We start from the raw sequence: 12,364 nt of genomic DNA on the forward strand, positions 1-12,364 counted from the left end.
GAGTTAACCGGCGGCCGTCCTTAACGTCGAGTTCAGACGACGAAGGAGGACAGCGATGCGAGCAGTGGTGATCGGCGGCGGGATCGTGGGCCTGGCGAGCGGTCTCGCCTTGCGCCGCAAGGGAATCGACGTGGTGGTCTACGAGCACGCGCCGGAAATCCGCGCGGCCGGGGCCGGACTGGGGCTGTGGGCCAACGCGCTGGCCGTGATCGACGACCTCGGCATCGGCGATCAGGTGCGCGCCATCGGCCAACCCGGGGAGATGTACTTCCACGACACGGCCGGGCGGCTGCTCGAGACGCCGGAGTTCGGGGTCGAGGACCACCGGTTCCTGCTGGTGCACCGGGCGAAGCTCACCGACCTGCTCGCCGACGCCGTCGGCCGGGACGACATCCACCTCGCCACCGGGTTCGCCGCGTACGACGAGCACGCGGACCACGTCACCGTCCGGTTGACCGATGGCAGCGAGGAAACCGCCGACGTGCTCGTCGGGGCGGATGGCGCGTTCTCGGCGGTGCGCGCGCAGCTGGTGCCGGGGACGCCGGCGCGGGAGCACCCCGGGCACCACGCGTGGCGCGCGGTGCTCCCGGATCCGGGGCTCGCCGTGACCGGGAACCGGCTGGTCCTGGGCCGCGAACGCTGCCGCGGCGGGTACGTCCGCACCTACGACGGCGGCGTCTACTGGCTGGTGAACCAGTTCGACACGCCGGAGCTGACCGGCACCCTCAAGGAGCAGGCCCTGGCCCGGGCCGCGCACCTGGACGACGGCGACGTGCTCACCGAGCTCATCCGCGCCACGCCCGAGGACCTGATCCTGCACAACCAGATCATGCTCGTACCACCGTTGCCGCACTGGGCTTCCGGGCGCGTCGTGCTCGCCGGGGACGCGGCCCACGCGATGTCACCGCACATCACGGCCGGCGCGACGCTGGGCATCGAGGACGCCGCACTGCTCGGCCGCCTCCTTTCCCCCACCGGCGACGTGCCCGCGGCGCTGGCCGCCTACGAAGCGGACCGCATCCCGCGCTACGCCCGTGCCGCGGAACTCTCGGCGGCCGTCGAGCATTCCCCCTCGCCGCAGGAGTTCGCGCGGCACTACGCCGCGTTCAGCCACTGGATGCTCACCTCGTCCGCCGGGAACCCGGTGACGGCATGACGTTCACGGTGGAGGTGGACGTGCCGGTGCCGATGCGCGACGGCGTCGTGCTCGCCACCAACGTGTGGCTCCCGGACGGGCCCGGACCGTTCCCGGCGTTGCTGGTCCGCACGCCCTACGGCAAGGACGACGCCGGGCTGTACGGCAATCCGAAGCTCCCCGACGTGTTCGCCCTCGTCGGCGCCGGGTACGCCGTGGTGGCGCAGGACGTCCGGGGCACGTCCCGGTCCCCCGGGACGTTCGTGCCGCACACCTGCGAAGGCCCGGACAGCGTCGACACCCTCGCCTGGCTGACCGCCCAGCCGTGGTGCGACGGCGCGATCGGCATGTGGGGCGGGTCGTACATGGGGTTCAGCCAGTGGCAGGCCGCGGCGCACGACGTTCCGGCGCTGCGGGCGATCGCGCCGGTGATGAGCTCGGCCGACCCGTACGCGGCGCCGTGGCGCTCCCCCGGCGGCGCGCTGTCCCAGGACGCAGTCCTGACCTGGAGCACCCTCTCGGCGTTGCGCAACAACCTGCGGCACGGACTCGGCGACGCCGGAGCGCTGCTGTCCGGCTTGGCCGACCCGCGGTCGCTGCACGAGCCGTTGCCGATCGCCGATCGCGCCGCGGTGACCCGCTCCCTGCCCTGGCTCGCCGACGTGCTCGCCCACCCCGAGCGCGACGCGTTCTGGCGGGAGATCGCCGCGATCGACCACTGTGGACGGATCACCGTGCCGGCGCTCCACATCGGAGGGTGGTACGACGTGTTCGTCCGCGAAACCGTGCGGTCGTACACCACGATGCGCCGCGGCGGCGGCAGTGCCGCCGCCCGCGACGGTCAGCGGCTGGTCATCGGCCCCTGGTCCCACGCCGACGGGACCGACCTCGGCACGTACCCCGACCGGTCGTTCGGGCTCGCCGGCAGCATCAAGACCGCTGGCATCACCGAAGCACACCTGCGGTTCTTCGACCGCTGGGTCCGCGGCCGGAGCGAGCCTCCCGACACCCACCGGGTCCGGATCTTCGTGATGGGGGCCGACGAGTGGCGCGACGAGCCGGACTGGCCGCTGCCGGACACCCGGTACACCGGCTTCTTCCTCGACGGCGGCGGGCGGGCCAACACCGCCTGCGGCGACGGCGTCCTGTCCTCGGACGTCCCGGCCGAGGACGCGACGGACACGTTTCGCTACGACCCGCGTGATCCGGTGCCCAGCCTGGGCGGCACCGTGCTCGCCGCCGCGCCGGGTACCTACCCCGGACCGGCCGACCAGGCCGCGGTCGAAGCGCGCGAGGACGTCCTGTGCTTCACGAGTCCCGTCCTCGAGCGTCCCGTCGAGGTCACCGGGCACGTCTCGCTGGTGCTGCACATCCGATCGTCCACACCGGACACCGACTTCACCGGCAAGCTCGTCGACGTGCACCCCGACGGCCGGGCGATCCTGCTGTGCGAAGGCATCCAACGCGTCCGCTACCGCGATTCCCTCACCGAACCCGTGCTCCTCGCGCCGGGCACGGACGCCGAGCTCACCCTCGACCTGGGCGTCACCGCGAACGTCTTCCGGCCCGGGCACCGCATCCGGCTGGAAGTCTCCAGCAGCAACTTCCCCCGCTACGACCGCAACACCAACACCGGCGCGACGATCGCCACCGACGGCGCGGACGACGCGGTGGTCGCCGTCAACCACGTCCACCACGGACCCGCACACCCCAGCCGGCTGATCCTGCCGCTGATCGAGCGGCCCACCCCCGAGGAGGCTCAACTATGAGCGCACTACAGGATCTTCTCGACCGCGCGGCCATCGCCGACGTCGTCGCCGGTCTCGCCCACGCCCAGGACGACCGGGACTGGACGGCCCTGCGGCGGCTGTTCGCCGACGAGGTGGTGGTGGATCTGTCGACCCACCACCACGGCAGGCCGCCGACGACGATGGCCGCCGCGGAGCTGGTCGAGCTGGCCCGCGCGACCCTGGAGGGTTTCGACAGCACCCACCATGTCGCCACGGACCTCGTCGTACGGCGGTCCGGCGACGACGCCACGTGCCGCGCGCAAGTGATCGCCTACCACCACGTCCCCGCCGACCCCGGCGTCGTCGACCACTGCACGATGCGCGGCCGCTGGGAGCTGCGGCTGCGCGAGCGCGACGGGCAGTGGCTCATCCACCACTGGACCGTCCTGCGCACCGCGCCGTGGGACGGCTCCCCGGACGTCTACGCACTCGCCGCCGCACGCCGCGCTTGATCGCCACCCGAGGAGTACCGCCGATGTTCTACGAGATCCGCACCGAGCACGCCCGCCCCGGCCGGGGCGCGGAACTGGCCCGCTACCTGGACGAGACCGTCATCCCGCTGCACCAGGAACACGAGATGCGCGTGGTGGGCTCGTTCACGGTGGCCGGCGACGAGGAAGCCGTGGTCTGGATCAGGCGCTTCGAAGACGACGCCGACCGCGAACGCATCCTGAACGCCGTCCACCGCGATCCCCGGTGCGCGGCCCTGGCCGGGACCGTCGCCGCGCTGACGGGGGAACCCGCGTCGACGGTGCGCCTGGCCCCGACGGCCGGGTCCCTGCTCCGCTGACCGTCGGCAACGGCGAGTCCGGCTCCGCCTCAGCCGGGGCGTTTCCCGTAGTACGGCCGGACCACCTTCCCCAGCTTCCGCTGGACGCCCCGCAGCACACCGATCGTCGCCCCGTCGTCGAACCCGGTCGTCGTCGGCCACTCGAAGCCGGTGCCCGCCAGATCGCTGACGAAGACGATCTCCGTCGCGAGCAGCACCCGCGCCCAGTCCGCCGGGGCCAGCGGGGTCCCCGCCCGCAACGCGTCGCGCAGCCGCCGGCATTGGGCGACCAGGTCGGCGAAGCCCGCGAACCCCATGCCGACCGCCAGCTCGTCACTGCACCGGGCCGGGCCGCCCCACTCCAGCAGCGCCCGCTCCAGCAGCGCGATCTCATCCGGGGCGAGCACGTCGCCCGCCGTCACCGGTGTCACGTCGATCCCTCCCCTGGGTCGTCCTTCGGACAAGCCGACGACCGGCTGGCATCCTTGTCAGGATGACCGACTTCGCGTTCCGTGCCGCTGCCGGCAGTGTCGTCGGCCGACGGTACTCGGACAATTTCGACGTCGTCCACCTGACACAGGAACCCTTGCTCGCGGTCGTGGCCGACGGCATGGGCGACGGGGAAGGCAGCCGCACTGCCGGCCGCACCACTGTCGAGGTCTTCATCGACCGAATCCGCACAGCCGGCAGCACGCTCGACGCCGCGACACTCCGGGCCGCTGTCGCCGAAGCCCAAGTGCAGGTCGGCGCCGCCGGCCGACGGATCGGCGAGCTGACCGGCTGCACCCTGACCGCGCTGGCAGCGTCCCCGGCCGGACTGTGGCTGGTGCAGATCGGCGACTCCCGCGGCTACCGCCTCCGAGACGGATTGCTCGAGCAACTGACCGTCGACCACACCATGGCCTGGCTCGGCGCCATCAACGGCTGGTACCCGTTCGACTCACCCGAAGCCCACTCCGCCCGCTACCAGCTGACCCGGTATATCGGGCACAGCGCGCACCCCGAACCGGACGTGCTCAACATCGCCCCGCGCCCCGGTGACGTCCTCCTGCTGTGCACCGACGGCCTCACCGACCAGGTCCCCTACTCCCGGATCAGCGAAGTCCTCCAGTGGACGGCCACCCCGGACCGGCAGGTACGCCAGCTGCTCGCCGACACCGAAAAGGCAGGTGGCGACGACAACGCCACCGCCGTGATCGTCCACGTGACCCCAGAGTGAGCGCACAACCGAAGACGACGCCGTAGCTGTGGATCGGCTTAAGGACCGCTCCGACCGGTCGCGTCGGTGCGCTCCCGCGTCCACCATCAAGTGCATGGTGGTGCTTTCCGAACGAGCGGCCGTCCGGCGGCTGCACGACCGCCTCGGCTTCGGGCCGCGGCCCGGCGACCTCGACCGCGGGTTCGCCGAAACCCGTGACCGGCTGCTGGGCACCGGGCCGGATGCCGGCGCGGCCGCGACGCCGATGCCCGATCCCGGTCCGCCGCCGGACAAACCCGGCAAGAACGCCGACCAAGCGGCGAAGCAGCAGGCCCGCAAGCAGACCCAGGCCCAGGCCACGCAGGCCGTGAGCTGGTGGCTGGACCGGATGGCGGCCACCGACCTCGCCTCCGTGGAACGGCTGACCTGGTTCTGGCACGGCCACTTCGCCACCAGCGAGCAGAAGGTGCGCAGCCCGCGGCTGATGCTCGCCCAGAACCGGACCCAGCGCGAACACGCCCTCGGCAGCTTCACCGACCTCGCTCGCGCGATGGTCGTCGACCCCGCGATGCTGCTGTGGCTCGACGGCAACAGCAACAAAGCGGGCAAACCCAACGAGAACCTCTCCCGCGAGTTCATGGAGCTGTTCACCCTCGGCGTCGGGCACTACACCGAAGACGACGTCCGCGAGGCCGCCCGCGCGCTCACCGGCTGGACCGCCAAGCGCGACGCCACCGGCGCGCAGCTGGTCGCCAAGCGGCACGACGACGGCGTCAAGCACGTCCTCGGCACCGACGGCGACTACGACGCGGAGTCCTTTGTGGATCTGGTGCTGAGCCGTCCGGAGTCGGCGCCGTTCGTCGCCGGCCGGGTCTGGTTCCGGCTGGTGTCCGCGACCCCACCGCCGGCCGACGTGCTCAACCGCCTGGTCGCCGCGTACGGGAGCCGCCGCGACATCCGCGCGCTGCTGCGCGCGATCACCGACGAAGCCGCTTTCCACGACAGCGCGACGTCGCTGGTCAAGCAGCCCGTCGAATGGCTGGCCGGGCTGCTGCGCGCTCTGGGGGTACGGCCGGCGAAGCTCGAGGACAAGACCCGTACCCAGCTGCTGGCGGCGTTGCGCGGAATGGGCCAGGTGCCGTTCCAGCCACCCAGTGTCGGCGGCTGGGCGGCCGGCGGAGCCTGGCTGACGACGTCGGCGGGCGTCGCTCGCCTGCACGCGGCCCAGCTGGTCGCCGAGCACGCCGATCTCGGCGCGGTGGCGAAGGCGCGGGACAAGGTCGCGGCGATCGGCGACCTGCTCGGCGTCGACGCGTGGTCGGACCGGACCCGCACCGCGCTGGCCGGCGTCGGCGGCAACGTCCGTCAACTGTCCACAGTGGCCGCTTGTGCCCCCGAATACGTAGTGAGCGGGTGACGATCGTGCAGAAGGTGAACCGCCGCCGGTTCCTCACCGCGACCGGCGTGACGGCCGCCGCGGCCCTGGCCGCCGGCGCCACGCAGGTCGACTGGGGTCACCTGCTGTCGGCCGCGCAGGAGAACCCGCTGGACCCGGACGCGGGCGTGCTCGTGGTCGTCACCCTCTACGGCGGCAACGACGGCCTCAACACCGTCGTCCCGGCGGGCGACCCGGCGTACCGGAACGCGCGCTCGGAACTGGCGTACCAGCCGGAAGAGGTGCTCGACCTCGGCGAGGGTCTCGGGCTGAACCCGGGGATGAAGGGGTTCAAGGGCCTCTGGGACAGCCGGCAGCTCGCCGTGCTGCGCGGCGTCGGCTACCCGAAGCCCGACCACAGCCACTTCCGGTCGATGGCGATCTGGCAGACGGCGTCGCCGGAGACGTCCGTGCCGACCGGCTGGCTCGGCCGCTGGCTGGACGCCACCGGCGACGACCCGCTGCGCGCGGTGTCGGTCGACCCGGTGCTGCCGCCGCTGCTCGCCGGGGAGCGGACCGCGGCGGCGTCGCTGCCGGTGGGCGGGCTGAAGCTCCCGGAAGGCGCACTGGGCAAGGCGTTCGCCGGCCTCGGGGCCACCCAGCCGGGCGAGGGGTTCTGGCAGGCACGCGCGGCACGGTCGGTCACCGACCTGCACCGGGCCGTGCAGACCCTGGGCAAGCCCGGCGACGCCGGGAAGAAGGCGAAGGGCGAGCTGGCGGCCCAGCTGGACGTCGTCGCCGGGCTGATCGAGGCGGGCGTGCCGACGCGGGCGTATTCGGTGTCGCTGGGCGGTTTCGACACACACGCCGACGAGCGCGGCACCCAGCAGCGGCTGCTGACCGAGCTGGACGGCGCGCTGACGCCGTTCGTCCAGCGGCTGGCGAAGTCCGACCGCGGCAAGCAGGCCACGGTGCTGGTGTATTCGGAGTTCGGCAGGCGGGTCGCGGCGAACGCGAGCCAGGGCACCGACCACGGCACAGCGGGCCCGGTGTTCGTCCTCGGCCCCCGCGTGAAGGGCGGCTTCCACGGCGCCGAGCCGAGCTTGACCGACCTGGACGACGGCGACCTGAAGCTGTCGACGGACTTCCGCGACGTGTACGCGACCTTGGTGGAGGACGTCCTCGGCACCGACGCGGGCAAGGTGCTCCCCGGCCACAGTGGACGGATCGCCGGCCTGTTCGCCTAGGCGCTGTCGGGCGCTGCTGTCTCCTTCGCTGCCCGCTCCCGAATTCGCTGCTTCCGAGAGGTGGCGCGCTCATGGAGCAATTGGTTCGCCGACCGAAGGTACCGGTAATAGCCGATCGGCCGGTACCGTTTGAGATCTACCACCTTATTCGCGACCATAGCCCCGACGATCAGGTCCATTTTGCACTCCCGGAACTCGACTTCGACCGGTTCCAGAGGAACCCGTTCCGGATCCTGATGTCCGTTCTTCTCGAGGTTCGCCCGAAACCCGTCGAGGAACGCGAGGTGATCATCCATGCCGTCGAGCGCGGCGACGATCAACTCGGCCACTTCCTTCAGCAAGGCGGCTTGGCGTTTCCCGAGCGCAGGAGAAACCTGGTGGACGGTCAGCAGAACGTCGCCGCAGCGCTGTCTCATTCGCAGCAACGCGGCACGCCCGGCCGACCACCCGGAGCCGATCTCGATGCGCCGCGACTCGGGAAGAACAACAGCGAGCGTGGCCGAGAGCTTGATCCTCTCCTTCGCCGCGGTGATGATGCGGTCTTTCCGCCTCTCGAGGTACGGCTTCGCGGTGTATTCGATTGCCAGGGTCACCACGGCCGCCGTGCCGCCGCTGACGAGCGTCGTCTCCACCAGATTCACCGAAATATCGTAGACCTCCGCCGACACGGCTGAACCGCTTGCGGAAACATTCCTAAGCCGGCCGCAGGCCGGTCAACCGGAACCGCGCTCCCCCGCCCGGCGCGGCCTCGCACCACAGGTCGCCGCCGTGGGCGCGGGCGAAGCCGCGGGCGATCGGCAACCCCAGGCCCGAGCCGCCCTGCTCGCGCGCCGCGTCCAGGCGGACCAGGCGGTCGAAGATGCGCTCGCGTTCCGGGCCCGGTACGCCCGGTCCCGTGTCGGTCACCGTGAACCCGTCGGCCGTGACCTCCACCGTGAGCGTGCCCCGGCCGGCCATCGCGCGGACCGCGTTGCCGGCCAGGTTGGCCAGGATCTGCGTCAGCCGCGCCCGATCGCCCACCACGACCGTGTCCGGCCCGGTGACCTCCACCGTCACGTCCGGGGTGGTCAGCCGCAGCTGCTCGGCCTGCGCGGCCGCCAGCTCGCGCAGCGCGACCGGCGTCCGGTCGAGGTCGGCGCCCGCGTCCAGCCGCGCCAGGTCGAGCAGGTCGGCGACGAGCCGGCCGGCCCGCTGGGACTCGCGGACCACCAGCAGCTGCAGCCGTTCCCGCTGCTCCTGGGGCGTGTCCGGCGGCTGCTGCAGCAGCGCCTCGGCCGCCGCCTGCACGCCGGCCAGCGGCGTGCGCAGCTCGTGGGCCGCGTCGGCGACGAACCGCCGGGTCCGCTCCTCCGACGCGCGCGCCGCCTGCTCCGCGCCCTCGAGCGCGTCCAGCGCGGAGTCGAAGGCTGCTGCCGCGCGGCCAAGCTCGGTGCCGGGCTTCTCCGGGGCGAGCCGGCCGCCCCGGCCGCCGGAGACGATCGAGCGGGCCAGCCGCGTCATGGCGTCCAGCGGTGCGAGCGCGAACCGGACGGCCAGCAGCAGCGCGACCGCGGCGACGACCAGCGCGCCGACGCCGGTGGCCAGCAGCACCCACCTCAGGCTCTGCTCGGCCGCGGCGATCAGGGACTCGTCCGCGGTGAGCGTCAGCTTCGCGCCGTTGATCCGCGCCGGTCCGGACAGCGTCGCCCGCACCTGGCGGATCCGGGCGTCCGCCGGCAGGCCCGGGCCGCCGAGGACCGTGCCGTCGGGCAGGGTCAGCGAGCCCTGCACCCCGCGCGTTTCGACGCGCCGCAGCAGGTTCTGCGGGGCCGTGTTCTGCTTGGCCAGCTGCTGCGCCAGCTGGACGCGGGCGGTGAGCACCGCGTTGACGTCCCGCTCGGCCTGCGCGCGGAACACCGTGTCCACGACCAGGCCGACGGCGACCAGCACCACCGCCAGCACCACCAGCACGGTGACGGTGACCCGACGGCGCAGCGACGCCGTCCGCAGCCCGCTCACGCCTCACCGCGCAGCACGTACCCCTGCCCGCGCACGGTGTGCAGCACGCGCGGGCCGTGCGCTTCGAGCTTGCGGCGCAGCGTGCTGACGTTGACTTCGACGAGGTTGGGCGCCAGTTCGCCGTAGCCCCAGACGGCCGTGAGCACCTGCGTCTTGGACACCACGCGGTCGCGGTGCCGCGCGAAGTACAACAGCACCTTCCACTCGGTGGCGGTCAGCTCGACATCGGTGCCGTCGTAGCGGGCGCGGCCGCCTTCGACGTCGATCACGAGGCCGCCGACCTCCACGGCCGGCCGGGTGCGCCCGGTCCGGCGCAGCACCGCCGTCACCCGCGCGACCAGTTCGGCGAGGACGAACGGCTTCACGACGTAGTCGTCGGCGCCCTCGCCGAGTCCGCGCAGCCGGTCCTCGACGCCGTCTCGCGCGGTCAGCATCACCACCCCGGCCGCCGACGCGCGCCGGATCACCCGCAGCAGCTCGAACCCGTCCCGGCCGGGCAGCATGACGTCCAGCACGACCAGGTCCGGTCGGGCGCGGGCGAACTCCGCCTCCAGCCCGGTGCCGTCGGGCAGCGAACGGACCGTGAACCCCGCGCCGGCCAAAGCGGACTCGACGGGCACCCGGATCGCTTCCGCGTCCTCGATCACCAGGATGCGCGGCGGGGTCGGGTCGTCCACCCGGCCAGCTTAAAGGCGACCGGGGCTGCCCGCGGGACGTCTCGCTCAGGCGCGTCCGAGCAGCCGGTAGCCCGCCGCCGAGAACTCCGCGGTGAGCGCGAACCGGTCGCCGCGGACGAGGGTGTGGCGCCACTCCACCGGGCGGCCGCGGGCGTGGCTCAGGCGGTTGATCGCGAACGCCGCGACGTCGTGCGCGCACGCGAGCTGGACGCGTTCGGCCGCGGTCGGGATGACCGCGCGCACCTCTTCCCGGCCGTGGTCCAGCTTGACCCCGGTTCGCCGGGCCAGTTCGGCGTAGAGACCGGTGTGAGAGAAATCCGCCCGCAGCAACGGTTTCGCCAGATCCGCCGGGAGCCAGACCCGGTCGAGGGCGAGCGGTTCGTCCCCGGCGAGGCGGAGCCGCTCGAGGTAGACCAGAGGGGTGGACGATTCCAGGTCGAGGCGTTCGGCCACGAGAGCGTCGGCGCGGACGTCGAAAGTGCGCACGACGCTGTGCTGCGGCAGGCCGGCGGCCTCCACCGACGCGAAGAGGCTGTAGAGCGCGCCCATCGGCTGGGCGATCTCGGCCGGCGGGGCCACGCGTGGCTGCCGGCCGCGCTCGGCCACGATCACGCCGTCCGCGCGCAGCTGCCGCAGGGCCTGCCGGACCGTGTGCCTGCTCACGCCGTACTCGTCGACCAGCGCGAGCTCGCCCGGGAACCGGTCGGCGAACTCGCCCGCGTCGAGCCTGGTCAGCAGCTCGCGCTGCAGCTGGCGCCAGAGCGGCTCGGTATCCGAGCGGCTGAGCGTCCGCGGCGGCATGGTCCCTCCCGGCTGTCGCGCCCGACCCTACCCATGGCCAAATGTCCGAACATCATCTACTTTGATTGTACGTACATTTACCCGTGGAGGAGCCGGTGACCACATTCCGGGACGCGCCCGCCGAGACGCCGGCGCCGCCGGCCCGCGGGACTCGGGCGCTGCCGGGCTTGCTGGTCGCCGTCGCCGTCGCGGCCGTCGCGACCGGTCTCGGCGAGCTGGTCCCGGTCGTCGGGGGCCCGGTGTTCGGCATCGTGCTCGGCGCTGTCGCCGGCGCCGTGGTCCCCGGCTTGCGGGGCGAGCGGTGGGCGCCGGGCTACGCCGTGGCGGCCAAACCCGTGCTCCAGGCGTCGATCGTGGTCCTCGGCACCGGCCTGTCCCTGACGCAGGTGCTGCGGGTCGGCGGGGAGTCGCTGCCGGTCATGCTCGGCACGCTGGCGGTCGCCCTCGGCGGCGCGTGGCTGCTGGGCCGGTGGCTCGGCGTCCGCGGCGACACGCAGACCCTGATCGGCGTCGGCACCGGGATCTGCGGCGCGTCCGCGATCGCGGCCACCACCGCGGTCATCAAGCCGCGGCAGGCGGAAGTCGCCTACGCCATCGGCACGATCTTCACCTTCAACATCGCCGCCGTGCTGCTCTTCCCGCCGCTCGGGCACCTGCTCGGCCTGGACGCGCACGCGTTCGGCCTCTGGGCGGGCACGGCGATCAACGACACGTCGTCGGTGGTCGCGGCGTCCTACGCCTACGGCGGCGACGCGGGGTCCTACGGCCTGGTCGTCAAGCTGACCCGCACGCTGACGCTGATCCCGATCGTCATGGTCCTGGCCGTGCTGAAGGCCCGCCGCGAGGCGGGGCGGCCGGGTGCCGGCGTCCCCGCGCTGCCGTGGCGGAAGATCGTCCCGCTGTTCCTGCTGGGGTTCCTCGCCGCGGCCGCGCTGAACAGCCTCGGTGTCGTCCCCGCGTCGTGGCACCCCGCCCTGTCGGCGCTGGGCGCTTTCCTCATCACGACGGCGCTGGCCGGCATCGGGCTTTCGACGCGCCTGGCCGACATGCGCCGGGCGGGGCCCCGTCCCCTGTTGCTGGGCGGCCTGCTCTGGCTCGCCGTCGCGGCGGCGAGCCTCGGCCTCCAGGCGTTGACCGGGGCCCTCTGACCGGCAGCCCGCTCAGCGGCTCGTCGTCGCCGGTGGCGGCGACCCCGCTGATGGTCAGGTTCCTTGGCAGAGACAGGAATCAGACAGGTTGGGCGAAAAGTCTAGACCAAGGCGTGGGCCCTTCTCACACTGGTGGGTGAATATCTCCCTGTCCCCGGAGGTGTGGCGGCACGACGGGCGACCCGGTGACCGGCCGGTGCTGTTCGACCACGATCTCCTTCACCAC

The 12,364-nt window shown here is 72.7% G+C and carries 13 protein-coding genes; 8 read left to right on the forward strand and 5 right to left on the reverse strand.

Going from position 1 to position 12,364, the window contains the following annotated elements:
- Nucleotides 1-55 precede the first annotated feature (55 nt).
- From ACZ7PG_RS06885 to ACZ7PG_RS06900, 4 genes are read left to right on the forward strand one after another with little or no spacing between them, the layout of a single operon-like run.
- The gene (locus tag ACZ7PG_RS06885) at nucleotides 56-1,156 is read left to right on the forward strand and encodes an FAD-dependent monooxygenase (RefSeq protein ID WP_470238149.1); all 1,101 of its coding nucleotides are present in this window, start codon (nucleotides 56-58) and stop codon (nucleotides 1,154-1,156) included.
- Nucleotides 1,153-2,904 carry a CocE/NonD family hydrolase gene (locus ACZ7PG_RS06890; protein ID WP_470238150.1) on the forward strand — a complete coding sequence of 584 codons (1,752 nt, stop codon included), beginning with the start codon at nucleotides 1,153-1,155 and terminating at the stop codon, nucleotides 2,902-2,904. Before ACZ7PG_RS06885 ends, ACZ7PG_RS06890 begins: the two co-directional genes overlap by 4 nt.
- A complete protein-coding gene (locus ACZ7PG_RS06895; RefSeq protein WP_470238151.1) occupies nucleotides 2,901-3,377 on the forward strand; it encodes a nuclear transport factor 2 family protein in 477 nt (158 codons plus the stop codon). Before ACZ7PG_RS06890 ends, ACZ7PG_RS06895 begins: the two co-directional genes overlap by 4 nt.
- 23 nt (nucleotides 3,378-3,400) lie before the next feature.
- Nucleotides 3,401-3,715 (forward strand): NIPSNAP family protein, encoded by a 315-nt coding sequence (locus ACZ7PG_RS06900; RefSeq protein ID WP_470238152.1) that lies wholly within the window; start codon nucleotides 3,401-3,403, stop codon nucleotides 3,713-3,715.
- A gap of 29 nt (nucleotides 3,716-3,744) precedes the next feature.
- Here the strand turns inward: ACZ7PG_RS06900 and ACZ7PG_RS06905 are convergent, their stop codons facing one another.
- Complete coding sequence (locus ACZ7PG_RS06905; RefSeq protein ID WP_470238153.1) at nucleotides 3,745-4,125, reverse strand: hypothetical protein; 381 nt, start codon at nucleotides 4,123-4,125, stop codon at nucleotides 3,745-3,747.
- A 62-nt stretch (nucleotides 4,126-4,187) separates the two neighbouring features.
- Between ACZ7PG_RS06905 and ACZ7PG_RS06910 the strand changes: the two genes are divergently transcribed.
- The 3 genes from ACZ7PG_RS06910 to ACZ7PG_RS06920 all read left to right on the forward strand — a co-directional run bounded on the left by ACZ7PG_RS06910 (nucleotide 4,188) and on the right by ACZ7PG_RS06920 (nucleotide 7,514).
- The gene (locus ACZ7PG_RS06910; protein ID WP_470238154.1) at nucleotides 4,188-4,913 is read left to right on the forward strand and encodes a PP2C family protein-serine/threonine phosphatase; all 726 of its coding nucleotides are present in this window, start codon (nucleotides 4,188-4,190) and stop codon (nucleotides 4,911-4,913) included.
- 94 nt (nucleotides 4,914-5,007) lie between these two features.
- The gene (locus ACZ7PG_RS06915; protein ID WP_470238155.1) at nucleotides 5,008-6,309 is read left to right on the forward strand and encodes a DUF1800 domain-containing protein; all 1,302 of its coding nucleotides are present in this window, start codon (nucleotides 5,008-5,010) and stop codon (nucleotides 6,307-6,309) included.
- Nucleotides 6,306-7,514 (forward strand): DUF1501 domain-containing protein, encoded by a 1,209-nt coding sequence (locus ACZ7PG_RS06920; RefSeq protein ID WP_470238156.1) that lies wholly within the window; start codon nucleotides 6,306-6,308, stop codon nucleotides 7,512-7,514. The genes ACZ7PG_RS06915 and ACZ7PG_RS06920 overlap by 4 nt, the downstream gene beginning before the upstream one ends.
- Here ACZ7PG_RS06920 and ACZ7PG_RS06925 read toward each other — a convergent pair.
- From ACZ7PG_RS06925 to ACZ7PG_RS06940, 4 genes are read right to left on the reverse strand one after another with little or no spacing between them, the layout of a single operon-like run.
- The gene (locus tag ACZ7PG_RS06925) at nucleotides 7,511-8,155 is read right to left on the reverse strand and encodes a hypothetical protein (protein WP_470238157.1); all 645 of its coding nucleotides are present in this window, start codon (nucleotides 8,153-8,155) and stop codon (nucleotides 7,511-7,513) included. The two genes, ACZ7PG_RS06920 and ACZ7PG_RS06925, sit on opposite strands and share 4 nt — an antisense overlap.
- 52 nt (nucleotides 8,156-8,207) lie before the next feature.
- Nucleotides 8,208-9,512 carry a sensor histidine kinase gene (locus ACZ7PG_RS06930; RefSeq protein ID WP_470238158.1) on the reverse strand — a complete coding sequence of 435 codons (1,305 nt, stop codon included), beginning with the start codon at nucleotides 9,510-9,512 and terminating at the stop codon, nucleotides 8,208-8,210.
- Complete coding sequence (locus ACZ7PG_RS06935; RefSeq protein WP_470238159.1) at nucleotides 9,509-10,189, reverse strand: response regulator transcription factor; 681 nt, start codon at nucleotides 10,187-10,189, stop codon at nucleotides 9,509-9,511. Before ACZ7PG_RS06935 ends, ACZ7PG_RS06930 begins: the two co-directional genes overlap by 4 nt.
- A 45-nt stretch (nucleotides 10,190-10,234) precedes the next feature.
- Nucleotides 10,235-10,990 carry a GntR family transcriptional regulator gene (locus ACZ7PG_RS06940; RefSeq protein ID WP_470238160.1) on the reverse strand — a complete coding sequence of 252 codons (756 nt, stop codon included), beginning with the start codon at nucleotides 10,988-10,990 and terminating at the stop codon, nucleotides 10,235-10,237.
- Between the two features lie 95 nt (nucleotides 10,991-11,085).
- Here ACZ7PG_RS06940 and ACZ7PG_RS06945 point away from each other — a divergent pair, with 95 nt between their 5' ends.
- Entirely contained in the window at nucleotides 11,086-12,138 is a 1,053-nt protein-coding gene (locus tag ACZ7PG_RS06945; protein ID WP_470238161.1) for a YeiH family protein, read from the forward strand.
- Nucleotides 12,139-12,364 lie beyond the last annotated feature (226 nt).

Source organism: Amycolatopsis sp. NPDC114504 (genome assembly GCF_055633595.1).

Excerpts from the sequence above, each read along its gene's own strand:
- ACZ7PG_RS06885 (WP_470238149.1), top strand. The coding sequence starts at position 56 with ATGCGAGCAGTGGTGATCGGCGGCGGGATCGTGGGCCTGGCGAGCGGT.
- ACZ7PG_RS06890 (WP_470238150.1), top strand. The coding sequence starts at position 1,153 with ATGACGTTCACGGTGGAGGTGGACGTGCCGGTGCCGATGCGCGACGGC.
- ACZ7PG_RS06895 (WP_470238151.1), top strand. The coding sequence starts at position 2,901 with ATGAGCGCACTACAGGATCTTCTCGACCGCGCGGCCATCGCCGACGTC.
- ACZ7PG_RS06900 (WP_470238152.1), top strand. The coding sequence starts at position 3,401 with ATGTTCTACGAGATCCGCACCGAGCACGCCCGCCCCGGCCGGGGCGCG.
- ACZ7PG_RS06910 (WP_470238154.1), top strand. The coding sequence starts at position 4,188 with ATGACCGACTTCGCGTTCCGTGCCGCTGCCGGCAGTGTCGTCGGCCGA.
- ACZ7PG_RS06915 (WP_470238155.1), top strand. The coding sequence starts at position 5,008 with ATGGTGGTGCTTTCCGAACGAGCGGCCGTCCGGCGGCTGCACGACCGC.
- ACZ7PG_RS06940 (WP_470238160.1), bottom strand. The coding sequence starts at position 10,990 with ATGCCGCCGCGGACGCTCAGCCGCTCGGATACCGAGCCGCTCTGGCGC.